20 protein-coding genes are annotated in these 25,790 nt (G+C 44.9%); 10 read left to right on the top strand and 10 right to left on the bottom strand.

The window, feature by feature from the left end:
* Positions 1-493: 493 nt before the first annotated feature.
* From AAA946_RS17105 to AAA946_RS17095, 3 genes are all read left to right on the top strand, one after another.
* Positions 494-1,513, top strand: a complete 1,020-nt coding sequence (locus AAA946_RS17105) for a porin (protein ID WP_338166002.1) — start codon at positions 494-496, stop codon at positions 1,511-1,513.
* Between the two features lie 205 nt (positions 1,514-1,718).
* Positions 1,719-2,759 (top strand): porin, encoded by a 1,041-nt coding sequence (locus tag AAA946_RS17100; RefSeq protein ID WP_338166001.1) that lies wholly within the window; start codon positions 1,719-1,721, stop codon positions 2,757-2,759.
* Positions 2,760-3,059: 300 nt separating this feature from the next.
* Positions 3,060-4,061: a porin gene (locus AAA946_RS17095; protein WP_338166000.1), complete on the top strand. Its 1,002-nt coding sequence runs from the start codon at positions 3,060-3,062 to the stop codon at positions 4,059-4,061.
* A 418-nt stretch (positions 4,062-4,479) separates the two neighbouring features.
* On the opposite strand, the gene AAA946_RS17090 is transcribed toward AAA946_RS17095, so the two are convergent.
* Positions 4,480-5,478, bottom strand: a complete 999-nt coding sequence (locus AAA946_RS17090) for a succinylglutamate desuccinylase/aspartoacylase family protein (protein ID WP_338165999.1) — start codon at positions 5,476-5,478, stop codon at positions 4,480-4,482.
* 65 nt (positions 5,479-5,543) lie between these two features.
* Positions 5,544-7,019 carry a putative basic amino acid antiporter YfcC gene (gene yfcC, locus AAA946_RS17085; RefSeq protein ID WP_338167194.1) on the bottom strand — a complete coding sequence of 492 codons (1,476 nt, stop codon included), beginning with the start codon at positions 7,017-7,019 and terminating at the stop codon, positions 5,544-5,546.
* Between the two features lie 270 nt (positions 7,020-7,289).
* On the opposite strand from yfcC, the gene AAA946_RS17080 reads away from it, so the two are divergent.
* Both AAA946_RS17080 and AAA946_RS17075 read left to right on the top strand, forming a co-directional pair.
* On the top strand, positions 7,290-8,174 hold the full coding sequence (locus AAA946_RS17080; protein WP_338165998.1) for a DMT family transporter: 885 nt from the start codon (positions 7,290-7,292) through the stop codon (positions 8,172-8,174).
* 74 nt (positions 8,175-8,248) lie between these two features.
* Entirely contained in the window at positions 8,249-8,866 is a 618-nt protein-coding gene (locus AAA946_RS17075) for a glutaredoxin family protein (RefSeq protein ID WP_338165997.1), read from the top strand.
* Between the two features lie 62 nt (positions 8,867-8,928).
* On the opposite strand, the gene AAA946_RS17070 is transcribed toward AAA946_RS17075, so the two are convergent.
* The gene (locus tag AAA946_RS17070) at positions 8,929-9,063 is read right to left on the bottom strand and encodes a hypothetical protein (protein WP_338165996.1); all 135 of its coding nucleotides are present in this window, start codon (positions 9,061-9,063) and stop codon (positions 8,929-8,931) included.
* Between the two features lie 436 nt (positions 9,064-9,499).
* On the opposite strand from AAA946_RS17070, the gene AAA946_RS17065 reads away from it, so the two are divergent.
* Positions 9,500-10,201, top strand: a complete 702-nt coding sequence (locus AAA946_RS17065) for a response regulator transcription factor (RefSeq protein WP_338165995.1) — start codon at positions 9,500-9,502, stop codon at positions 10,199-10,201.
* 33 nt (positions 10,202-10,234) lie between these two features.
* On the opposite strand, the gene AAA946_RS17060 is transcribed toward AAA946_RS17065, so the two are convergent.
* From AAA946_RS17060 to AAA946_RS17050, 3 genes are all read right to left on the bottom strand, one after another.
* Positions 10,235-11,125, bottom strand: coding sequence for a LysR family transcriptional regulator (locus tag AAA946_RS17060; RefSeq protein ID WP_338165994.1), 891 nt, complete (start codon positions 11,123-11,125; stop codon positions 10,235-10,237).
* Complete coding sequence (locus AAA946_RS17055; RefSeq protein ID WP_338165993.1) at positions 11,118-12,521, bottom strand: sensor domain-containing diguanylate cyclase; 1,404 nt, start codon at positions 12,519-12,521, stop codon at positions 11,118-11,120. Before AAA946_RS17055 ends, AAA946_RS17060 begins: the two co-directional genes overlap by 8 nt.
* 104 nt (positions 12,522-12,625) lie before the next feature.
* Positions 12,626-13,522 carry a LysR family transcriptional regulator gene (locus AAA946_RS17050; protein WP_338165992.1) on the bottom strand — a complete coding sequence of 299 codons (897 nt, stop codon included), beginning with the start codon at positions 13,520-13,522 and terminating at the stop codon, positions 12,626-12,628.
* Positions 13,523-13,933: 411 nt separating this feature from the next.
* Between AAA946_RS17050 and dcuC the strand changes: the two genes are divergently transcribed.
* A complete protein-coding gene (gene dcuC / locus AAA946_RS17045; protein WP_338165991.1) occupies positions 13,934-15,301 on the top strand; it encodes an anaerobic C4-dicarboxylate transporter DcuC in 1,368 nt (455 codons plus the stop codon).
* A 34-nt stretch (positions 15,302-15,335) separates the two neighbouring features.
* Here dcuC and AAA946_RS17040 read toward each other — a convergent pair whose 3' ends face one another.
* Both AAA946_RS17040 and AAA946_RS17035 read right to left on the bottom strand, forming a co-directional pair.
* Entirely contained in the window at positions 15,336-15,929 is a 594-nt protein-coding gene (locus tag AAA946_RS17040) for a BamA/TamA family outer membrane protein (protein WP_338165990.1), read from the bottom strand.
* Between the two features lie 9 nt (positions 15,930-15,938).
* A complete protein-coding gene (locus AAA946_RS17035; RefSeq protein WP_338165989.1) occupies positions 15,939-16,472 on the bottom strand; it encodes a hypothetical protein in 534 nt (177 codons plus the stop codon).
* 188 nt (positions 16,473-16,660) lie between these two features.
* On the opposite strand from AAA946_RS17035, the gene AAA946_RS17030 reads away from it, so the two are divergent.
* Entirely contained in the window at positions 16,661-17,404 is a 744-nt protein-coding gene (locus tag AAA946_RS17030) for a dienelactone hydrolase family protein (RefSeq protein WP_338165988.1), read from the top strand.
* 75 nt (positions 17,405-17,479) lie between these two features.
* On the opposite strand, the gene AAA946_RS17025 is transcribed toward AAA946_RS17030, so the two are convergent.
* Positions 17,480-20,524 (bottom strand): efflux RND transporter permease subunit, encoded by a 3,045-nt coding sequence (locus AAA946_RS17025; protein WP_338165987.1) that lies wholly within the window; start codon positions 20,522-20,524, stop codon positions 17,480-17,482.
* A gap of 31 nt (positions 20,525-20,555) precedes the next feature.
* Positions 20,556-21,647, bottom strand: a complete 1,092-nt coding sequence (locus AAA946_RS17020) for an efflux RND transporter periplasmic adaptor subunit (protein ID WP_338165986.1) — start codon at positions 21,645-21,647, stop codon at positions 20,556-20,558.
* Between the two features lie 281 nt (positions 21,648-21,928).
* Here AAA946_RS17020 and AAA946_RS17015 point away from each other — a divergent pair, with 281 nt between their 5' ends.
* Both AAA946_RS17015 and AAA946_RS17010 read left to right on the top strand, forming a co-directional pair.
* On the top strand, positions 21,929-22,969 hold the full coding sequence (locus AAA946_RS17015; protein ID WP_338165985.1) for a cytochrome-c peroxidase: 1,041 nt from the start codon (positions 21,929-21,931) through the stop codon (positions 22,967-22,969).
* Complete coding sequence (locus tag AAA946_RS17010) at positions 22,966-25,776, top strand: PAS domain-containing hybrid sensor histidine kinase/response regulator (RefSeq protein ID WP_338165984.1); 2,811 nt, start codon at positions 22,966-22,968, stop codon at positions 25,774-25,776. Before AAA946_RS17015 ends, AAA946_RS17010 begins: the two co-directional genes overlap by 4 nt.
* Positions 25,777-25,790 lie beyond the last annotated feature (14 nt).

Raw genomic sequence — 25,790 nt, 5'->3', positions numbered from 1 at the left:
TAAAAAGACGTAAAACATTAAAAACACTGTTTTCTATTCCAAAAAATCCATTAAATTCAACGATTAAAAAAAACAACAAAAATCATAAAGCATTATAAAAACCAAAAGAAACTCAGTAATTTTGAGTCAATTTAGATCTTTTAGTGTGTTTTTTGTGCTGCTTGCCGCCAAATTATGGATAAAAAACAAGCGCTCAATAGCAACATTGCGTACATCACCGTCTCTTGCGTTTGCCCTGATGCTCAAGCAAAAACATGGTTCATTAAGTAACCACGAAGCTTATCAGGAGAAATGAGTTACAAAAGTCGCAATGAAATGGGTGATATATGAGCAATAGATCACAAAATTACAGTTTGGAGGGAACTTTACATCAATCGGTGAGGAAACATTTAAAAGGCGTCCTATCCTTCAAGTAGATCGTTCTTAGAGTGGTATCGGAGCGATCTCGCAGTGGAAACATTGCAGTGGTTAAAAATAATTAAAGGATAAAATTATGAAAATGGCAGCCATCGCTACGGCGATTACAACAGCACTCGTCTCTGGTTCAGCACTTGCAGCAGAGGTATACAGTTCAGATGGTACGTCTCTAAGCATCGGTGGTCGTGCGGAATTCCGTGGTGATTTCCAGGGTAGGGCAGATGGTACCGAGCTCAAAGGAACTATGGACAACAATTCACGAGTTCGTTTAAACGTAGGCGGCAAAACCCAAATTACTGATGACCTGTCTGGATTTGGTTTTTACGAGGCTGAGCAAAAAGTAAACTCCTCTGGCGGCAACGACAAAGGTACAAAGGGAATCACTTTCGAGCAGCGTTACATGTATGCTGGGCTAGAGTCGAACAACAATGCTATTTCGTTTGGTCGTCAAGATGCCGCGACAGTACAAATCTCACAAATGTCAGACAACGTATCTACGCACAGTGGTATCCAAAAAACCTATATTGAAGCAGGCGATGAGCAAATTAACAACGCCATCAACTACTCTGGTTATTTCATGGATGCCTTATCAGTAAAGGCTAGTTTACTAGCCTCAAGCGAATCTAATGAAGACGGATACGCGTTGTCTGGTATTTATACTTTCCCCTTTGGTCTTGGCGTAGGTTTAGGTTACGCGGCTAACGAAAACGATGGTAGTCAGGACTCCAAACAGTTTATCGGTGGTTTGAACTACAAATGGGAAGGCCTTTATGTTGCTGCAACTTACACCCAAGGTGAAGGCTCTAAAAAGTTAACTACTGCAGACAACGACTTCACTGGTTACGAGTTTGTCGCCCACTACCTATTTGAAAATAATTTCCAAGCACTAGTTGGTTATCAAAAAGGTGAGATCGACCCTAACGGCGCAGCTAAGTTTGATGTGAGTGATTACTTTGAGCTAACTGGTATCTATTACTTCAACAGTTCACTCCGTACTTACCTAACATACAAGGTAAATAACTTGAAAGCGGATAGCTCAGCACTTACAGAGGACGCAGACAATTCACTACGTCTAGGTCTACGTTACGACTTCTAACCTACCCGGTTAACCAATACACAAGGGCGAGTTCACTCGCCCTTTTCTTTTCCCTCAAATCAACCATCACTCTACTCACTAGAAAACCCCATTTAAATCAAAACGTAATATAACTCACATTTATCTGTCACGAGAAAACCATACCTTAACCACAACCAAACAAAGACATGAAGTCTTGTCATCCATACAAAAAGGTAATGAGAAAATGAAAAAGGCAGTTCTAGCGAGTGCAGTGGTTGCAGCAATGGTATCAGGTTCAACTCTGGCGGCTGAAGTGTATAGCAAAGATCGTACTACACTAAACGTTGGTGGCCGCGCAGAGTTCCGTGGTGACTTCCAAGGCAAAGATTCGGGCAAAGAACTTGACGGTACAATGGAGAATAAATCTCGCTTCCGCCTAAACGTTGGTGGTGAGACTCAAATCTCTGACAACCTGACTGGCTTTGGTTTCTACGAAGCTGAGCAAACAATCCAAAATGGCGCTAAAGACAACGGCGGCAACAACTCTGCGAACACTAGCTTCAAACAACGTTACATGTACGCAGGTATCGGCACTCAATTCGGTGCATTCTCATTCGGTAAGCAAGATACCGCTAACGTTCAAGTCTCTAAAATGACCGATATCGGCACGCACACAAACACGAACAAAGACTTCATCTCTGCAGGTGATGAGCAAGTGAACAACACCATCAAGTACACTGGCGACTTCATGGATGCTTTAGTGGTTGAAGCGGATTTCGTGGCAAGTGACGAGAAAAGCAACAACGCTTACGGTCTTTCTGGTATTTACCAACTGCCAATAGGTCTAGGTATCGGTCTTGGCTACTCAACAGGTGATCTTGGTGAAACACTGGGTCAAGATAACGGCAGTTCAAGCCAGCTAATTGGCGGCCTGAGCTATGAGATTGGCTCGTTCTACATTGCGGGTTCATACACTCAGGGTGATATCAACGACAAAGCGACTGGTACTGACGCCAAAGAGTTCACAGGTACTGAGCTTGCTGGTCACTATAAATTTGGTAACGGATTCCGCGTCATCGCAGCCTACGCTAAGTCAGAAGAAAAAGCAGACAACGGCGACAAAACCAACACCAATGACTTTATCGAGCTAACCGGTCGATACGACTTCAACAAGAGCATTCGTGCTTACGCAACATACAAAATCAACAATTTGAAAGCTGATAGCTCAACTCTGGCTGAAGACGCAGACAATTCACTACGTCTAGGCCTACGCTACAACTTCTAAAGCTAATTAGTTACCCTATCTACACCCCTGCCCGAGACCTCACTCTCGGGCTTTTTATTTGTAACCATAAAGTATTTAGCAGAAGCATAAAATTCACGCCACACAACCACCCAAAACCACTCAACACCCTGCGAAATAACCCATAACACCAATTCACCATAGTGGATAACACATTGAAAACAAAGATAAATGCCTAATTTTATCTTCATTAAATTGACATATATCTTTAATAAACCCCGCATACTCTAATCTCGAATTTGAGGTTCGAACTTCATTTATGATAACCAAGGTGATTTAATAATGAATAAAGCAGTATTGGCGAGTGCAGTTGTTTCAGCATTGATGTCTAGCGTAGTTGGCGCAGCGGAAGTATACAATAACGATGGCACTTCCCTTGAAGTTGGCGGTCGTATGGAATTTCGTGGTGACTTCGGTGGCCAATCTAATGGCGAAAAAGTGGTTGGTTCTATGGATAATCAAAGCCGCGCTCGTCTTAACATTGAAGGTAAAACCAAAATCAATGACAAGCTCTCAGGTTTTGGTAAGTGGGAGGTTGAGCACTCCGCTAAAAAAGCGGATGGTAAACAAGAAGACCTTAAACAACGCTACATGTTCGCGGGTTTAGAAACTGATTTTGGTGCGGTTTCATTCGGTCGTCAAGATACTGCTGGTGTTATCATTTCTCAAATGTCTGACAACGGCCAAATCTACACTGGTGCACAAAAAGAGTTCATCACGTCCGGTAACGAGCAAATCAACAATACGGTGAAGTACTCTGGGCACTTTGCAGATGCGCTAACTGTAGAAGCCAGTGCCATTGCTGGACAAGAGAGTAACTCGAATGGCTACGGCATTGCCGCTCGCTATGAGTTACCGTTCGGTCTGGGTCTAGGTCTTGGTTACTCACAAAATGGCGCAGGCAAAAATTCAAATGGCGATCAAAAGCAAACAATCGCAGGCTTAACGTACTCCATTGCTGGCCTTGAACTTGGTGGTACTTACACTCAAGGTGACCTAGACACATCTAAAGGCACTGAATTCAAAGGTACGGAAGTCTCTGCGAACTACAAAATCGGTGGTGGCTTCTCAGTAATGGGTGCCTACCAGAATACGGAACAAGAACAAGCGGCTTCTGCTGAAAAGAAGAAAACCGATTTCTACGAACTTACAGGTCAATACAAGTTCAACAGCAACTTACGTTCTTACCTAGCGTTCAAGCTGAACAATCTTAAAAAAGGTGATAACGCATTGGCTTATGATGCAGAAGATTCCATGCGTCTAGGTCTACGCTACGACTTCTAGTCGCGTCTCGTAGCATCTAAACCTCTACCAACGATTTAATCAGAATCGTATTTCCATAGATGCGTATTTTAAGGCTGAGTATAGCGCTCAGCCTTCCCTATTTTAGTGCAAGTGCACCAGCTAGCTTCCTTCGCTAACGTTACCACCGAAGTTCAATTTCTTACAAATATCATAAAATCAACATCTTATGCATTATTTCATACTTGGCACGACTACTGCTTTAGTAGTAGAGACAAATGCTGGCAGCATTTGCACTTATCGGTCTCAGTGTTGGTTAGGTGGCTTTTTTAGAGGGAGAAAGTTGCATAATAAACACATTCTAGGCAGAAGGGACTTCATAAGTGGTCACTATTTGGCCTCCCCTAGAGCGAATTAGGGGAGGTTTTTTTTACCTAATTTTGGCTATCCGCTTTTGAATCTATCGAATCAAACGAACAACCAAAGCACCTGGATCACGAAGGCTATCCACGTTGTAACTGAGTACCGTGCCGGCATGGGGGGCGTAATATTGATCCAGTACTTGGCCAAAAGCATCGTATTGCGTTGCGACTAGCTGGTCAGCGTCAACTTGCTGTAACAGCTCCACCTGCGGGATAACAAACCCACCTTGGCGTGCTCGCACTGTCGTAATGCTCTGCCCTTCTACCGCGCAAGCTAACACTTCAGGGGCACTTCCTTTCATTAGACCATGACGAGTCAATATTTGTCTTACACCATCAACTGTGCGCTCAATAAGTTCAGGTTGAGTGATCTTGCCCATCCCTACTTCAATCGTAATACTTGGCACGCCCGAGCTATTCCATACCGTTTCAAGTACACCCGCATCGCCCGGATCGTTAAGAATAACATCAGGTTTTATCAAGCGAGCCATCTCAAGTGCTGGTTCGAGTCTAAAGTCAGCAAACACATAAAGAGGATACGTTGCGCCGCGCGTTTGAGTATGCAAATCGATAGCAAACTCGGCATTGGGCTTAAGCAATTGATTCCAAAGACGGTAGAGATATTGATTTGCCGCATCACCATCAACTTTGCCTGGAAAAAACCGATTGAGGTTGGCCGGTGATGCATCGGGATCCGACGAACTAAAATCGCGGCTATGCGTTAAGATGCCGGGAATATTCACAGATGGCACAATGGTGACGACACCCGCATCCACATTGTGCTCCAGCTTTCTCGCCAGTTTATGGGCAGTCAAAATGCCATTGAGTTCATCACCATGCACGCCTGCTGTGATCATAAACTTAGCGCCTGGTTTTTCGCCTTTTATAACGATAACCGGTAGTTGAATACCCACGCCCATGGCATTGGTTGAAACTTGAAACCAAAAGCGATGTTCGCCAGCAGGAAGCGTATCGACATCGAGTGATGTGATCGTTGGATAATTTGGTTTGATGTGTTGTTGAGTTTGTTGTTGCATCATTTCGCCCAATAAAAAACAAAGCGGGACAAAGCCCGCTTTTTTAAACCTTATAGTGTTTGGTATTACGCGAACCCAGCTAGGTGCGCACCGATAATCACAAAACTTGCTAAAACGAATAGCAGCAGTATAAAGCGCCAACAGAATTTTGCCCAGTCACCCCAATCAATACGACATACACCAAGCGTTGCCATCAGAGATGCGGATGTTGGTACGATAACGTTAGTAAAGCCATCACCAAGCTGGAATGCCAGTACTGCAACTTGACGTGTCACACCGGCAATATCTGCCAATGGTGCCAGCAGCGGCATAGTTAGTGCTGCTTGACCAGAACCTGACGTCACGAAGAAGTTAAATACCGACTGGAATGCATACATTAACCAAGCAGCGGCAACATCAGGTAGGCCACTAATCATGCCACCAGCACTGTTAAGAATAGAGTTTAGAACGCTAGACTCATCGGTAGTACCCCCACCTAGAATCAGCAGCACGCCTTTTGCACAACCGACAAGTAACGCTGGTGCAAGCATGATGCTTGCGCCCTCTTTGAAAGCATCAGCCATGTCGTTTAGGGTCATGCCGTTCAAGCGGAATAACACACCAATGAGACCAGCCACAAAACCCATGGTAAAGAACTGAGAAGCGATCTCTGGGATATACCAAGCGTGCATCACTACACCCCATACTACCCATACAGTCGTTGCTACAACGGTAAGTAGTACCAGCGTATCACCTAGGTTCCAACGAGACTCCTTAACCGTATCAGCTTGTTTTCTAAAGTAAACATCGGTACGGCGGCTGTATGAAAGCTCTGGATTCGCTTTAATGCGAGAGGCATAAACCATTGTGAACACAATACCAATCACAGTAAACACGGCCCACATCACCATACGCATCGTCATACCTGACAGCACTGGAATGCCCGCAATACCCTGAGCAACCGCAACGGAAAACGGGTTCATCCATGACGTTGCAAAACCAATTTGCGTCGCCACGTAGGTCACCATGACAGTAGTAATGCCGTCATAACCCAAACGAACCATCAAAGGGGCAATAATGATAGCAAATGCCACCGCTTCTTCACCCATACCAAAGACTGCGCCGCCAAGAGAAAACAGGCCAAACAAAACAGGAATGAACAGCGCTTCACTGCCTTTGGTTTTATCGATGAGACGTAGGATACCGTTATCGATGGTACCTGTACGCATCACAATGCCAAACGCACCGCCGATAACCAGCATGAACATGATCACGCCAATGGCCGAGCCCCATTTTGAGCCAGAGACTAAACCTTCAAAGGCAAAGTTCATCAGACCAATACCACCACCGGAAGCAAATAGGCCTACAGACTTATAAACCAGTTCACCATTTTCATCCGCCGCGTACTCGAATGAATGTGGGTCGATGACAGTACGTGTTTTCTCAGCACCATCAACAAGATAAGTCACTTCCTGACTATCAAAATGCCCCGCAGGAACAAAATAAGTCAATAATGTCGCTAGGATACCGACAACAAAAATAAGAATGAGGGTATCTGGCATTTGCCAGGTTTTCGTCCCTGATGCCACCTTTGGCGACGCTTCAGTATGAGTATTCATAATTATGTCTATGTTAAGCATAAAATTTGGCATAAATATCCTTTATCCAGCATAAAAAATCAACTTCAAACTGAACATCATTTGAACATTCGGTAATTAAATTGATCTCCCGCACTTGGTTTGTTCACTCTGCACCTGATTTGAATCATACTCTGTCGCTTGGTAGCCATGTCTATTCGTAGTAACATGCCGAAAAAACTACCAAAATAACTTATGAGCTCACATCACCATCCCATTCGTGGCGCGCTATGGATGCTAGCCGCGGGAGCCGCTTTTGCTTTAGTGAACAATATTGCCCAAGTAGTCAGTATTCGCCACGGCATGTCATCAACCATGGTGGCTTTTATTCAATATGCGATAGCATTTTTCGTCATTCTGCCTTATCTAACGTCGCTTGGATTTAGGCACTCATTGCGTACTCAGCACTTTTCTAAACACTTGTTTCGCGTCTTTCTTTCAGTAGTGGGAATTCAACTTTGGATGTGGGCCCTGGCCTATCCGGTTCCCATTTGGCAAGGCATTGCACTGCTGATGACATCACCACTTTTCGCGACATTAGGTTCGGGGCTATTACTGAAAGAAACGGTGGGACCCGCACGTTGGATAGCCACGCTATTTGGTTTTATCGGTGCGATGATCATTCTCGAACCTTGGGCTGACGATTTTAGCTGGGCGACACTACTGCCGGTTGGTGCTGCGTTCTTTTGGGCCTGTTATTCATTGATGGTGAAACACCTATCTGCGGATGACTCACCATCTACCATGGTGGTGTATTTATTATTGCTGATCACGCCATTTAACCTGTTTTTAGCACTACCCGAGTGGTCTTTACCAACAACAGGCTGGGTATGGATGTTACTTATTGGCGCCGGCGCCCTTACTGCACTCGCACAATGGGCTATTGTCAAAGCCTACTCCGTTGCTGATGCATCATTCGTACAACCTTTTGATCACGCAAAGCTGCCAATGAACGTTCTTGCTGGCTGGATTGTATTTGGCTGGGCGCCACCTGGACGCTTGTGGTTAGGGGCCGCTATTATCATTGCCTCGGTTGCCTTTATCACACACTGGGAAACCAACAAGCGTGTAAAAAAATAATTTACTCTGCTTGAAATGAAAATTCGTATTCAAGGTTCTACTCTATTAAATGGAAGAATTAAGAGGCAAAGAACATGGCACAACCGATTAAACTCACGTTATACCGCTGGGCAGGGAGCTGGGGCCCATTTAAAGTGAACATCCCTTGCGGTGAGTGCACATTAACCAAAGACATATTGACCGACACCTTTGCCAACGAGCTGGAAGGGATCCCTATTGAACTCGAGGTTAAAGATTGGCTATCGCATTGGTGGGAACCACTTAAAGCAGGGTCTTGGCACGCCCCTATTTTGATGGTTGAAGGAAAAGTTGTTAGCCAAGGTGAGGCATTGAACCGCGGTGTGTTGGTGCAATCCGTGATTCAAGAATGGACAAAGCGCGACACACTGCAGGGTAACATCGTCTACGGTAAAGCCACCTGTCCCTACTGTGTCAAAGCCAAAAAACTTCTCGATGAAGCTGGTATTCCCTACACTTATCATGATGTCGTCAAAGACAGCGCCGCCCTTTATAGAATGATTCCGGAGGTAAAAGCCCATATTGGTCTTAAAACGCCCGTGACCGTTCCACAGATTTGGCTTGAGGGAGAGTATGTCGGAGGGGCGGATAATTTAGAAAAGTGGCTTGAAAGTCGCAGACCTGCTCAAACCCCTGATAACGTGGTTGATTTTGGTGAGAAGAATGCATCTTAACCTGTAGAATCTCATATAAAAAAGAGGGCTCGCAACTGGCGAGCCCTCTTTTTTCGAACCTATTATTTAGACAGCTTTTTCATCATTCGCTTAACGAAAGACTTTTTCTTCGGCTGTGCTTTTCCATATAGCATTTCGTCCATCATTTTCTTCGCAGCCATTTGACCAACATAAACTGAGCCTAGTTCGTAACTCATGCTTGTTCTCCGATATACATGTAGGAAAATTTCATCTAGGTGTAATTTTATACCTAACACAGAATAAAACAAGACCTACGTCACATTTTTATGTACCTAAATTTCAAAAAAGTCTATGTGAGGAGGGATTATCCTTTCAAAATGTGGAGTGAAATCTGTCAAACACTCTTTGTTTTTCCAGCGACAAAAAGCAGTAATCGTCGAGCGGCAAGCTTTTGATCTTTAACTGGGTTTAACAAATTCCGACACTATTCCAGTTTGGAATTTCTGTCTTTCCACACTTTCCATCAATAATTTCTTATACTTTCAACTCAGATAATTTGAGCCGTGAATTAATTAATTCACTCGCCACACCAAGTGACACCGACAAGCAACGTGGATGCGCCCTTCTAAATGCTCATTTTTTGTTATTCACTTGTTTTGCAAGGTTAAGTTAATGCTCTATCCAAACAGCAAAGATTGTCTCATCATTGATAACTACCCTATTGTTAGGGAGTCGATTGCTAAAATCGTAACCAGTATTGACGACATGAACTTGGTGCACCAAACAGACAGCATTCAAACTGCTCTGAACCTGGTAAAAACTGGCAATATCGAACTGATCATTCTCGATGTTAATCTCGCCGAAGCCGATGGTTTCGAACTCATGCGTCGGGCATATGCTTCTGGATATAAAGGTAAGGCGATTTTTGTATCAAGCTATGGCTACCCTGTGTACTCAGAAACCGCCTATAAGCTTGGGGCGAATGGTTACATTAGCAAAACTGAAGACACCACATTGATTCGCGATGCCATTGCAGGTGTCATGCGTGGCTATAACTTGTTCAAAACCGACTACAAACAACGTAGCCGCAATATTGTGTTGTCCCAACGAGAAACTGTCGTGTTCAACTATTTGAAAAAAGGCTACAGCAACAAACAGATCTCTGAATTTTTGTCGTTAAGTGCAAAAACGATCAGCACTTACAAATCAAGAATTCTCGACAAATATGAAGCCAACTCGATTGTTGAACTGCTACACACTCAAGATGTCGTGCAAACTCAACCCACAATCGAGTTGGGAATGAATAATGCGGCAGCTAACCATGATATTGCACCAGTAACAACGCCACCGCGCATTGCTGAACCCGCCTTATAGCATCACTCTCTAGGCAAGGATGCCAAGCTATCCCTACAACGAAGCCTCAATCGCTTGTTTAACAATACTATGTAGCTTTTGATGCAAAGGGTTTTGCCTGTGGCTCTGCTTTATACAAGAGACGAGCGGTGCATAGTTCTGCATGTGCTCTGGAAAAGGCACATACCTTAGTCCCTCTCCTCCCGCCAAATGCTTAGCAAGCACGACTGACGTATTTTCTTGCCGTACAGTGGACATTGCCAATGACAAATTATCGAGTCTGGTCTGATAGTTAAATGATAAGTCGTATTGAGCCATTTGCCTGATCAGCCGATGGTTCGTTTCATTCCAGCCTCTGACCTCAAAAAAGACACATGGATTGTCAAACACATCTTGCCATTGACGAATGTCGCTCTGCTCGCCAACGATGGCGCCCATCTCAATATTTAGCAAAGCGTTTTGATACAGTGATTTTGAGCAATCCTCATTAAACATCTGTACTCCCAACTGAACTTTGTCGTCGAGAATGCGCTGATAGGTATCCCTTCGCCATGTCGTCAGCTCGATCATAGAGTTCTTAAAGACTACTCTTAATGCAGTTAAAATAGGCGCACCAAAACGCTCAATAGAGGTATTGTCCAACGCGATAACTATCGGATGTTCATATTGATGCGCATCGAACACCACGCCTTGTTTCAGGGCGTTTTCCACCGAGCGTAATCCACGCTGGATACCTGGCATGACACGTTCAAGGTAGTGAGTAGGCTCAAGCCCCGAGCTACGACGTATGAACAATGGGTCGCCGAGCTGATCGCGAAGTTTGGCCAAGTGTTTGCTCACTGCGCTCTCTGTTTTACCGAGTTTCGCCGCTGCAGTAGTGAGACTTCGATGCTCATAAATGAGCACCAGTACTTTGAGTAAATTGTAGTCGTGCTCTTTATGCATGATGACGTCTCGTTTGTTCTGACTTCCGCATTTTGCTCCGTTTATCTTTATAAAGCAGGTTATCTGCGCGCTGAATCGCGGTATCTAAATTCTCACTCACCTGAACTTGGCTCACGCCAAAGCTGATAGTGATCTTGAGCGCCTGCTCACCAAATGGAGTACTTGCGATGTCTTTAGTTAAGCGCTCTGCCAATTGATGTGCAGTCCTATCCGAACAACACGGTAAAAGGATTAAGAATTCATCCCCACCACTTCGTATGAGGTAGTCACTGTCTCGAAAATTGACACGCATACGTTTTGCGATGTGAATGATCGCTTCATCACCAATATGATGGCCATGTGTGTCATTGATCGCTTTTAAGCCATCACCATCAATGACAATGACCGACATCCCTTGTTTTTCCTTGATATATTTTAATGCGCTGTCTTTGAGAATAGTACGATTATAGATACCCGTTAACTCATCACGACAGATCGCAATTTCTGCCTGTTTTAGCCGCTCTCGTTTGATTTGCAGCTCTTCAAGCTTCACAAAGATATAAAACAAGACCACGATAAACAGAACTAACAGCCAACTGCTGTCAATAACGAGCTTACTGTACGGAATTAGGTAAACAAATTCAAAGTAATCATCAACCGTAAACTGCTTATAAAACGCGTATTTATGAAAGGGATAACGTAAGCTCTCTATGATGACCTGCCGTTTATCACCATTTTTAGCGGAGACAAAGGTCTTATGTTTCAGGAACGAAAAGTAGTTTAAATAGATATCAACGTTTACGTCACCTATCATCGTCATATCGTCATAAACGGGACTCGACAACGTAATCGTAGGTTGCCCCGTCACCTTGTCTTTATGGACATCAGAAACGACAAGACGATTTGATAAATCTTCTGGCGACACGTAATAAGCACAGTTCGATGTCGCCAGGCAAGATTTCTCAGAGAACGCAGATTTAACCACTTCGATCGAGATATCGAACGATTTAGCCGACATTAACTTTTGACCTTCGTACGATCGGTAGTAGAGCGAGTACGATGGCGCATCGACCATTTCTGGCATACTACCAAACATTTTCTCTGCGGTGGTACTTATTACCTTTTCGTTGTGAGTCAGCGACTTATCATCGTCATAATAGTAGATCTTTCCGCGTGCGAATGTCCTTTCTTCAATAAACTTTCCGCGATTGGCTTCCACCTGTGCCTCAAACATCACCCCCATGATATACAGCGTCGACTTGTAGTCTTGCATCGTTTTGGTGAGCAGACGAAATTGCGCCTGTTCGTTTTTCACCAAATTATCGCTACTGTGATAAATCACAACGCCATACAGCACGACCGACAGTATCAGCGCTCTAATGAAAATAAAAACGTATTTTTTGGTCTGGGAGTGCATACAAGCAATCAGCGCCTATGGAAAATGAAGCGAGCGATTATCAAGCAATAATCTTTTAGAATCAATAAATCAGCACATTGGTGATAACGGTTATTCCAACTGGATTAACCCTGATCAAATGCGTCGATAAGATGATTAATACACGCTCTGATCCGGTTGGGCTGAAATTTATCTTTATGGTAGATAATGGACAAGGGAACGTCACTGACTCGCCATTCCGAGAACACAGGAACAAGCTGCCCACGTTGAATTTCCGACTCACAATAAATTCGGGGAACTCTTATAAGCCCCAGGCCCTGTTTGGCGGCATTAATCAATACCCTGCCATTTTTGCAGCTCAATGTACCGTCAACTGGCACTTCCACTGACTCATTCGTGTCAACGTGTTCAAATCGCCACTTAGTCACAGAGCCGGTGATACAACGATGAGACTTTAGATGCTTAGGATGCGTCAGTAATGGTGAACTGGCTAAATAACTTGGGCTTGCCAGAGTTTGCATTTCAATAGTCGTCAGCTTACGGGCAACATAACTCGCATCGGCCAGCGCCCCCATTCTAATCGCTAAATCAAACTCTTCCTCAAGAAGATCAACGCGGTGGCTCGAAAAGTCCAACTCTATGGTCACGTTTGGATTGGCCTGCAAAAATGAAGCGACAAACTCCGCTACCATCTCTTCACCAATGTATCCGCCCACACAATTAATTTTGATGTTGCCTCGAATCGTTTCAATATCATCGACAGCAGTGTGAACCGCTTTGTCGATACAGTTCAAAGCTTGATCACACGAACTAAGAAACATGGCTCCCGCAGCCGTCAGTTTCATCGAACGCGTCGTACGAATAATTAAACTGACCCCCATTTGCTTCTCCAGTGACTGGATTTGACGAGAGACATGGGAACGCGATACTCCAAGCGCCTCTGCAGCTTTAGTAAAGTTACCTAAGTTGGCAACCAAGACAAACGCTCGAACATCCAGAAGGTTTATAGCGGAGTGATACATACTTTTACGCGGCTATGAATGGTATTTTTATTGTGTCCGCATTATTTCAAAATGCAACGTTTGCACCCTTTTAATTAGAGTGACCAACTCCATCAACTGCAACGGCTGTTTTTGTGTATGGCACTCCCTCACTCAAAGAAACCTCTGAAAAGCGCTAAAAACGAAGTTTGCTTAGAAAACACCCAACAGTGATACAGTTAAAATATTCACCCTACCCCCAAAGTACAATATTTACATCTACCAACCAGACAGTTAACCAACATTAAACACCCAATTATCACTCCTGAATATTGTTTGTTCTAGATCAGCAATATAGCGTATTAGTGTCGTGCCACATGTCATTTAAAGGTAGAGTCTCGGACACATTTAGAAATAAATAGACATGCATTTTAACAGTATCAGGGGAGATTTATGTTAGAACTGATGATCGGCTTAGTGGTGACCATCACCGTTGGCTACTTTATCGTAAAAGGCTACAAACCCGCAGGCGTGCTGCTGACCGCCGGTATTTTGTTGCTACTGTTGACCGGACTACTTGGCCACACTGTCCTACCAGCAAAAATCGCTTCCACAGGCAACATGGTGACCGATGCGCTTGAGTATGTGAAGTACATGCTTCAATATCGTGGCGGTGGGTTGGGTATGCAAATCATGCTGCTGTGCGGATTTGCGTCATATATGACTCATATTGGCGCCAACAATGTGGTGGTAAAGCAGTTTTCAAAGCCACTATCGTTTATCACCTCTCCTTACGTGCTGTTGGTTGCGGCCTACATCGTAGCGTGTCTTATGTCACTGGCGGTAAGTTCAGCAACGGGGCTTGGCGTTCTATTGATGGCGACCCTATTCCCAATGATGACCGCAATGGGTATTTCTCGCCCCGCAGCGGTCGCAGTCTGTGCATCCCCGGCGGCAATCATTCTTTCTCCAACCTCTGGTGACGTGGTCATTGCGGCAGAGAAATCCGGCTTAGCACTGGATGTCTTCGCGGTTCAAACGGTATTACCGGTTTCCATCTGCGCGATTATCGTCATGGCGGCGGCGGCCTTTTTCTGGAACAAGTACCTCGACAAAAAAGAAAACACGCCTATGGAGCGCGTTGATGTATCAGAAATCAAAGTGGATGCGCCAGCGTTCTACTGCATCTTGCCATTCTTACCTATCATTGGCGTTTTCCTGTTCAATGGCCGCACGATTCCAGGCCTGACGCTAGACATCTATACCATAGTGGTTGGCTCAATCTTTTTAGGTGCCGTGGTCGATTTTGTCACTAAACGCTTTAACGGCAAGAAGACGTTGGACGATCTTGAATCCTGCTATCAAGGCATGGCAGATGCATTTAAAGGTGTTGTGATGTTGTTAGTTGCCGCAGGTGTATTTGCTCAGGGTCTAATGTCTATTGGCGCAATCGACAACCTGCTGCACCTAGCAGATAAAGCAGGCGCTGGCGGTATCGCATTGATGCTGATTTTGACTGGCCTCACTGTCGCCGCTGCAATAGCGACGGGCTCCGGTAACGCACCTTTTTACGCGTTTGTGGAACTGGCACCGTCATTGGCCGCGAAAATGGGTTTGAGCCCTGCATTTTTGATTATTCCAATGCTACAAGCGTCAAACCTAGGTCGCACTATTTCACCGGTATCGGGGGTCATTGTTGCAACCTCTGGCATGGCTCAGATTTCACCGTTCGAAGTCGTCAAACGTACGTCTGTGCCCGTTATCGCAGGCCTTGTTACTGTGATTATCGGCACCTTGATATTGGTTCCTATGAACGCCTAATTCAATTCAAAAAGGGGAGCTAAGCTCCCCTTTTCTAAAAGGCTTCTCCAACAGATAAATGGAGCGTACTTTCTTCTGGTCCTCGCGCTAAGTCGAGTCGAATGTTCATCTTTTTCTGCTCCACAGGTTGCCACCTGAGACCAACCCCTTTAGTGACCACTGTACTTTGACGCGAGATATCTTGCTCGGCTTCAGCTGTTTTGCCTAATCCAACAAATCCTACCGCGCCAAATCTCGGCATAAAGGTCCATCGTCCTTCAAACTGTGCCTGAATAATATTGTCATTTCGATATCGGCCATGGTTGAAGCCACGCATTTGAAGGGTGGGTTTTTCATAAAAAGGGACGTCGCCGCCGCTGGTCATAGCGGTTAATTTAGAAGCAAGGACCAGGTCATTTCTGACACTCCAATAGTTGCTGCTCGCCAATTTGCCAATATTATAATCGCCATCACCACCCCAACTTTGACCATAATCCATATAGCTAAACTGGGTGTACCAACCTTGCGTTGGGTAGTAGTTGTCATCACGCGTATCATAATGAATAACCGCACCAAGTCCGCCCGACGTTACGCGCTCCTTTTCTGGCCAAAAATCATTAAAGTCACGAAATGAAATATTGGTTTGCATGTAGTTGTATTAGGGTCCTATGTACCAATGTGAACCTGCAATTTGAAACAGTGCTCTGAGCATGACTCCACTCATCTGCATGTCGTATTTCAGCGGATCGTCAGCAAAGATAGGGTCATTGCCATCGCCATAGTATTTAATTTTCAAATCACCATGAAAAATGCCACCGGTGTAGCGCACAGAGTCATCTTTCAGAGCCCCATCGTGAAAAGCGCCAACTAGCCAGCTCTCTGTCGATGTGTACATACCAATGACCCCTGAGGTGTCATTATGAGCTTTAGAATCGGGCTCTTTAGCATGCATATACAAGCCTACGAGCTGAACACCGGTCCCAAGTGTTGGATTTGACATTGGAATCGGTAAAGCAATAAAGCCCTGCTTCTCTTCATTGCTTTTGCTGGTGCTATCCACCTTCGACTTTTTATCATCTACATGATCTTTGTATTCCGCCGCCTCGGCTGAAAAAACGCTCAAGCCCAATGCTATTGTCATAGCGAAAGACATAGCTGAAGTATTTTTGAAACTAAACTCACCAACAACCATTTACACTTCCCTGTATCGATAGAATCGCCAGTATACACTTGAGTCATTATTAAATGTTGGCTCAACAAGCCACCACAACCGGTAAATAATCGATTGAAACCCGCTAAAAAATTCATGTGCATACCTCCTCTTTTTCGCTTTGTCCGTACTAAGCTTTTGGTGATAAAAGTCAGACATAAGGGACAAAAATGAACACGATACTTAAAGGACTTTCCCTCGGCGCAGCAATCCTCGCCCCCGCTGTCATCGCTGGTGAACATGTTATTTATGAAGTAAACGGTGAGCCCTATGAGGGCTATTGGGCTAAAGTCGAGAATACAGCTCCTCTGATATTGCTTGTACACGACTGGGATGGCTTAACCGAATATGAAGAACAGCGTGCCGATATGCTTAACCAAATGGGCTATAACGTATTTGCTGTCGATTTATTCGGGCAAGATGTGAGACCCACCAAAGTTGAGGATAAGCGCCAACATACTGGCGAACTGTATAAAGATCGAGCCAAGTTGCAGGCATTAATGAATGCGGGATTGGCACAAGCAGGTAAACTTGGTGGCAATCTCGATAACACGGTCGTCATGGGCTATTGCTTCGGCGGTGCTGCGACTTTGGAATCAGCGCGAGCTGGCATGACCGCGCGTGGTTTTGTGACCTTCCATGGCGGTTTAAAAACACCAAAAGGACAAAACTATGCTCAAACCAAAGCTCCGATAATGGTGCTACATGGTACGGCTGACTCAGCAATTCCAATGTCGGATTTCGCGGCACTGGCGGTGGAACTAGAACAAAGCGGCGTCGAGCACGAAATGATTACTTACAGCGGCGCGCCTCATGCGTTCACCGTATTTGGCTCAGAGCGATACCGAGAGGACGCTGACAAAAAATCTTGGGATGCCTTCTCTACATTTCTTAAGCAGACCACCGGCGGCTAAATCGATTTGAATCGCTGTCGCAGGCAATAAAAAAACCCAGGTGATAAGCACCTGGGTTTTTGTTTTTACCAATGATTAGCTTGGGTTTTTCGCTTTGAATAGTATTGCGTACATCACTGGGATAAACACCAATGTCAGAACGGTCGCAAAACCTAGACCAAACATAACAGTGATAGACATGTTCACGAAGAATACGTCACTCAGTAGCGGGATCATACCTAGGATTGTGGTACACGCCGCCAACATAACGGGTCTCATACGTGAAATCGAAGAATCAATGATTGCATCGTAGATCGGTTTTTCTTCCGCTTGCATATCAATCTCTTCCAATAGCACTATCGCGTTCTTGATGAGTAGACCAATCAAGCTGAGTGCCCCTAGGAGAGCCATAAAGTCAAACGCACCATCCAGTAGTAACAGACCAGCGGTAATACCGATAATTGCTAACGGAACCGTGATCCAGATGATCAGTGGCTGACGCACTTTACCAAACAGCAACACAACAACGATGATCATCATAATGAACGACACTGGGATTGCGCTAAACAAAGCACCTTGTGCTTCCGCAGAGTCTTCGTACTCACCACCCCAGTCCATGGTATAACCAGGCGGCAGTTCAATCGCTTCAATTTGTGGCTTCAAGCGCTCAAACAGTGGTGCAGCAAGTTCACCTGTTGGGTTTGCTGAAGCAATAATAGTCGTGAGACGGTCACGTCCACGAATCATTGCGTCTTCCCAAACCGTTTCGAAACCAACGACAACCTGTGCAATAGGTACAGTGCGCTCTAGCACAGGGCTATATACTTGGGCATCCATTAGCTGAGACACATCTTGTCGCTCACTTGCATCGGCTCGGAAATAGATCGGAAGCAAACGTACACCATCACGGTAGATACCTACTTGGCTCCCTTCACTTGCCGCTCTTAGTGATGCTGTTAACTCGGTGCGAGTGACACCCAGCTGACGTGCAACCTGTTCGTTGAAAATTGGCTTAATAAGCTTAACTGGTTGACGCCAGTCATTACGCACTTCTTTCGCACCTGGGTCAGCGTGCATGATGGCTTCAGCTTGTGATGAAAGATCGCGCAGTACTTCCGGATCTGGGCCAGCAAAACGCGCTTCAATCTTAGAGTCACGTCCAGGGCCGATACGTAAGCCTTTGATCTTAGGTTCAATGCTCTCGATGTTCTCGGTCATGAACTTATCAATTTTAGCTTGCAACGGCGCAATAACGTCACGGTTTTCCGTTCGGATAATGATTTGACCGTACGCTTTGGTCGCATCTTGCGGCGTATACACCAAAGAGAAACGTGAAGCACCGCCGCCAATAAAGCTGGCTGTCCACTCTACGCCCTCTTGACCACGAATAAACTCAGCCACTTTTAGGGTGTCGTCACGAGTTTGACGAATGTCCGTGCCTTCAACTTCCCAGATGTCCACAAAGAACATTGGTGTATTCGCATTCGGGAAGAAGGCGTTCTTAACAAAGCCAAAGCCCCAAACTGCAGAAACAAACATCGCGAGAATCACGCCAATGGTCAACATGCGCTGTTTAAGTGCAAATTGCAGAATGCCTTTGTAGATCACAAAGCCTGCACCCGCGTACGGGTCTTTCTCTTCTTCGCCTTCTTTCTTATCTTCTTTCTTCAGCAGTAACGCACACAATAGTGGTGTCGTTGACACTGCGGTCACCCAGCTCAAAGACAGGGAAATCAAGATAACGTAGAACAACGAACGCGTGAACTCACCAGTATTACTTTGCGACATACCAATCGCCGCAAACGCCAAAATACCTACCGCTGTACCACCTAGAAGCGCCCAACCATTCGCACCAACAACCTCTCCAGCCGCTTTCATCGCAGGCATGCCACGCTTGATCCGTATCATCATACCTTCGGCGACTACGATGGCATTATCCACCAGCATACCGAGGGCAATAATCAGAGCACCAAGAGAAATACGTTGTAGTTCAATACCGTATAAGTGCATTAATGCTAATGTGCCGGCTACAGTAATCATCAATACAGCACCAATGATAAGGCCTACTCGCAATCCCATAAACGCAAGCAGAACCACCACAACGATAATCAAAGCTTCAACCGTATTGGTCACAAAGCCTGCCACTGACTGGTCAACTTCGTTAGGCTGGTTGTAGATGATATCTAGGTTCATACCAAGAGGAATTTGGTTCTCTAGGCTTGCAAGCTTGTCTTCAATAAGACCGCCTACTTCCACCACATTACGTCCACTTAGCATCGAGATGCCAACGGTTAATGATGGCTTACCATTGAAGTAAATTAGCTTCGTTGGTTCATCGCTGTATTCACGAGTAACTTTCGCAACATCACCAAGACGGATCAGCTTCTTATCATTACTAGAAATCAGCAGATCTTCGATTTCACTTACATGCTTAAATGAGCCTGTCGGTTCAATACGAATGTACTCTGGACCGACACGGAATCGACCTGAATCTGACACCAAGTTTTGAGACTGAAGTAGGTTCTCAATCGTCGCCATATCGATGCCAAGCTCGGCCATCTTGCTGCGCGACATTTGCACGTACACAACTTCTTTTTGGTCGCCATCAATTGAGACTTTACGAACACCTGGGACCAACACAAGCTGCTTCTTCAGGTTGTCAGCGACATCTTTAAGCTCACGGAAGGTATACCCTTCACCGTTTAGCGCCAAAAAGCCACCGTAAACATCGGCAAAGTCATCGACAATTTGTGGTTCACCTGCACCTGGAGGCAACTTATGCTTGTTGTCCGCGATTTTACGACGCAGTTCATCGTAGATCCCTGGCATCTCGGCAGAGCTGTACTCATCTTTAAACTCAATCGTGATGTCAGATAGACCTTCACGTGTCACCGAGCGCTTGATGCGTTTAACCTGTCCAAGAAGACGTACGGCATCTTCGATGTGATAAGTCACTTCGTCGTACACTTCTTGTGGCGACGCACCTGGATAGGCAGTGATGATTTTCGCTTCTTTGATTGTGAATGCCGGGTCTTCGAGTTTACCCATTTCAAAGTATGCTAAAACACCGCCTATCGTCATCAGCAGCACTAATAGCCAGCTGTTGACTTTATTCTTTACTGAATACTCACCTAAATTCATATAACTTCTCTTCTTGCTGAGTCACAGTGGGTTATTGCGCTTGATCGATCTCTGGCATCAGGCTCACTTCCATACCTTCAATCAGGAATGGAACACCAACAGTCACAATGCGTTCACCCATTTCAAGACCAGAAAGGATGGTAATGCTATCGCCAGACATAGTTGAAACTTCAACAGATTTAGGCGCTACCGTATTGTCTTCTTGAACCACCCAAACTGTCGCATTGTGCGCGTTATCGCTCACTACAGCCGTTGCCGGGACTTGAATAGAACCCGACGTTTCTTGCAGCTTAGAGAAATCTGCCGTCACATAACCAGTCATACCAGGTAGGATGTTTTGATCCGTTGGCGCAGCCATAGACACGGTCACTTCAAACGTTTGAGTGTCTGAGTCAGCTTTAGAAGAAACCTCAGTAACAGTGACTGGGTATGGCTTTTCACGTGCAGTGTCAAAATAAGCAAAGACTGGAATTTCTACTGGATCTTCCGCTTGCTCGTCTCGAATTTGACGAACCAACTTCTCTGGAACGTTAAATTTAAGTTCCAGCGTATTTAGATTTTGAAAAGTGAACACCACTTGCTTCGCTTCAACGTTCTCAAAGTTTTGAATATCACGTTGAGCAACAAAGCCATCAAAAGGAGCAAGAAGTTTGGTATAACCTAGCTCTGTGTTTGCTTTATCGTAAGCCGCTTTGGCACGCGTTAAATTAGCACGTAACTGTTCGAAATCTTTTTGAGAAATGAAATTATCTTTGATTAACTCTTGAGCACGTTTAAAGTCAGCTTGAGTACGTTGCAATGTCGCACGCGTATCACGAACGGCCAGCTTGAAGTTGGTGTCATCCAACGTCGCAAGTACCGTCCCTTTCTTAACATTATCGCCTTCCTTAACCGGAATACTGTTCACTTTGCCCGAAACTCGAAATGCCATATCTGCACGATCCGATGCAAGAACTCGCGCTGGAAATTCGCGGATCATGTTTTGGTTTTCCAAGCCGATGACTACGGTCTTAACCGGCCTAACCACTGGAGCTTCAACTGTTTGTTCTGGCTCTGGACTGCAACCAGTCAATGCAACGCCAATTGCCGCTGCCAGAGTTAGAGCACGTAAATGAGTTTTCATAACAACCACCCAATAAAAATTTATAAAAACCAACACACTATTTGGTTAACGAGATCCAACACACACTATTTCACAAGTTACATTAAGCGTAGCAAAAAGCAACAAACCTTACACAAAACTATAACGCACACATTAATGCCTTATGTCAATTAAAGCTTATGGAATAAAAAAACTCTTGTTATGACCATCAATTAGCGACAAGTTCATTATTTTTTTCGTTTTTTTATCTTAAATTGAAACAGCAAATAAGTATCCCATAATGATACGTAGAATCAATATGAATGATACATATTATGAACATTGTAGTTATAAGGTGGTTGGTCGCTCTTGGTGCTCTTATCACATTGACAACATACCTATTTTTTAGTTTTTCGGCACCGAAAAAGCCGGTGAATGATGCCCGTTCAGAAAGCACTATCAGTCTCAAAAATATAAGCTCCCAACTCATTCAGCCGATCCCTAAACCAACACTTACCAACCGGGAGCTCAGCATCGCAAAGTTAGGGATGCAGATATTTCTCGACCCTAACGTGTCTTCAAATAATCGGGTTAGTTGTGAGTCCTGCCATCATATTTTCGATAATGGCGCAGAAAATAGGCAGGTCTCTTTAGGGGTGCAAGGCCTTGGAGCTAGGAACTCTCCTACAGTGTTCAACGTATCGCACAATTCGCGTTTTTTCTGGGACGGAAGAGCATCTAGTTTAGAAACTCAAATGGATGGCCCCATCCATAACCCGTTAGAGATGAATACGAACTGGCAAAAAGTCACGCGCTATGTTGCGTCTGTTCCCACCTATAAACAGCAGTTCAATACTCATTTTAACGGTACGATTGATGAAGCGACCATCAAAGAGTCTTTGAGAGGCTTCATGGTGGCTCTCGATACACCAGACGCCCCATTCGACCTTTTTTTGAATGGAAATGAGACAGCAATGACACAAGCCGCAAAGAATGGCTGGCTGAAATTTAAAACGCTAGGCTGTATTGCTTGTCACCAAGGTAGGAATATTGGAGGCAATCTATTTCAAAAGTTTGGCAACTTAAACAGCACCAAAGAGCAAGAGTCTGATCTTGGCCGCTACAACGTCACCGGATTAGAGTCTGATATAGGGGTCTTTCGTGTTCCTAGTCTGCGAAACGTGGCTAACACAGCCCCCTACTTTCATGATGGACGAGCTGAGACCTTAGAAGCCGCGATCGTTACGATGGCCTACGTTCAACTAGGCCGAGAGCTCGAACCGAGCACGATTCTCGAATTAAAAGCGTTTCTCAACGCTCTCTCTGCACCGCCACCTCCCGTACTCGAGGAGCTAATACCATGAATCGACGAATACTCACCAAAAAGCGTGTCGAAACGCTCTATCAAATGGCTATTGTATTATCAGCACTATGGCTAGTGATCAGTGTATCTCACAGTCGGGTTAGTGACACCTATCAGCAAGCGTATCTCGCCCTATCCCATCAAATTACTCAGTCCCTTGAGGACATCTACACCTTTGACTACAACAATGAACAGACCTATGACAATTTCTCTAATGAGTTGGTTGCCATAGAACTCGAAGCAGGGAGCCTTTACGACAACCTGCTGCAGAACCAACAAGGTTACCTATTTTTTATCAGCCCGATACCTGAGCAGGGCGTGCAGTTTGGACGTCATATCAAGAACCAAGTACTCGGTTTCACCCAAAGGTTAGAACGCCTACTAAGCGCTAAGGTATCCTTTGAATACTCCGGTAGTACGCTAAAGGAGCTACAGCGAGGACTGCTATCAGCATCAACTTCCGATTCCGACAAACTCAAACTCTATCAATACTTCGACAATCAAATAGCTCGTCAAGCACTGACCACTGATGCTCATACCAGCAACACTATCCTCGCAATCGACAGCTACATTCGACTCAATACCCGAGTCAAAAATGAAATAGACCAAGAGAAGCAAGCGCTTCTCGGCAGTGAAATTCACACCTTACTCAATGACGTCAACACCTATTGGATGACGAGAACATCCAACCTGCAAGGACACGTCATTTTTTCAGGCGTTATGCTGTTTGTGTTTCTTGGCGGATATATCTACTGGCGTCAATGGATACAACAATATCGCGAAGCCAAGCTCAATCATGAGCTTTTCACTAAAGAAAAAGAACGTTCTCATTTAGCCCTAGTGGTGGAGCACGCAAGCGACGCCATTATCATCACAGATAAAAACGGTTTTATTACTTGGGCAAATACCGCATTCGAGAGACTCTCAGGCTACCAAGTAAAAGACGTCATCGGACTTAAGCCCGGTAGTTTCTTGCAAGGGAAAGAAACGTCACAGCAAGAAGTTGCTAACATAGCAGCACATCTTAGAAAAGGTGAGCCTGTTCAGTCCGAATTGATTAACTATCACAAAGATGGGACACCGTATTGGATAGACATCGCAATAACGCCCATCAGAAACTACCAACAAGAGGTCGAGCAGTTCATTGCCGTAGAACGTGATAGCAGTGTTCGAAAAAACCTAGAGCGGGACTTACGACTTGCGGTTGATAATGCAGATGCTTCTAACAAAGCAAAGTCCACTTTTCTTGCGACCATGAGCCACGAACTGCGCACGCCGCTTAACGGCATTCTTGGAATGGCACAAATTCTAGAGTCTTCAGTCACCGAAACTCAGCATAAAGAGCAGCTCAACATTCTGCTTGAGTCTGGCAATCACTTACTTTCGTTGCTAAACGATATTCTCGATATCTCAAAAATTGAAGAAGGCAAGCTTGAGCTTGAGGCCATTGATTTTGCTATCAGCGATCTCTGTTCGCCCATCGTCACAACCTACTCTTCTATCTGTACAGAAAAAGGCGTCGAGTTTGTTCTCGACAACCAGCTCGAAAGTGGTAAATGCTATCGGGGGGACAAATCCCGCATTCGCCAAGTTATTTTCAATCTACTCGGCAATGCGGTGAAGTTTACCCGTGATGGAAAAGTGACCCTCACGCTTAGCAGCACTCCCACAGAAAACGGTAAGGACGAAACCCTAACTATTTCTGTAAAAGATACTGGCGTCGGCATTCCTTCAGAAAGGCTAATCACTATCTTCGATCCCTTTACTCAAGCCGAAGCGTCGACAACACGTAAGTTTGGCGGCACGGGACTTGGGCTGGCCATCGTTAAAAAACTGGCCAACATCATGAATGGTGACGCAAACGTAACGAGCGAACCCGGCGTTGGAAGTGAGTTTGTTGTTACCATGCAGCTTAGCCCCGCTGAAGCCGTGAAAAAACAACAGAAAGCGCATGTTTCGCTTGATGATCAAGCCCTCGCTCAGTCACTCAATATCTTGCTTGTAGAAGACAACAAGGTAAATGCACTCGTTGCAAAAACCTTCTGTACTAAGCAGGGACACAAAGTAGAAGTTGCGGTGAACGGTCAAGAGGCCGTAGAAAAAGTAAAACAAGGTCACTACGATCTGATCATCATGGATAACCATATGCCGGTAATGGATGGTATCGAAGCGACAAGAGTCATACGCGAAGAACTACATTCAAAAACGGTCATATTCGGTTGTACCGCCGATGTCTTTAAAGAAGCACATGATAATTTTATCGCCGCTGGCGCAAATCATATCCTGACCAAACCACTACAAAAAGAAAGCTTTATTGACGCATTACAACAGTATCGCCATCTGCTGGTAATGCCGCCAAAACATGAAGCCAATAGCAAGGTCGTCGAGTTGATCCGACACGACTTGTCTCAGATGTCGATATCAAACACGACCGAAGCAGAGCTTAACGTGAGTCCTAACAACGGAAAGTCACCGCTGTCTGAAGATAGAACAAAACAATTCAAACAAACCAGTGAAGACGCGCTCACCACGCTCATCACTAGCTACTCAAGCAAAGACAAAGCAACGCTTTCAAGTACTTTGAAACTGTTAGATACCGAATGCAGTGCCGTTGGTCTGTCTCGCATAACAGAAAAAACGCGATCACTTCAAACCTCACTTGATAGCGAAATTTGGCCTGCGCTAGAGGAGATGCAGTCGCTAGTAAATCTACTTGAGGTTAATATCCACGAAGCAGTTCGAATTCTGGATAAATATCGCGATACGCAAAATCAGTCAGTGATAAAGTCGTCTAAACTCTCTAGGTAAACGTATCAGAAGCA

It is taken from the genome of Vibrio sp. 10N, assembly GCF_036245475.1.
Lineage (GTDB): Bacteria > Pseudomonadota > Gammaproteobacteria > Enterobacterales > Vibrionaceae > Vibrio.
Note: the sequence above shows the minus strand (reverse complement) of the source record. Positions and strands in the feature narration are given on the sequence as shown.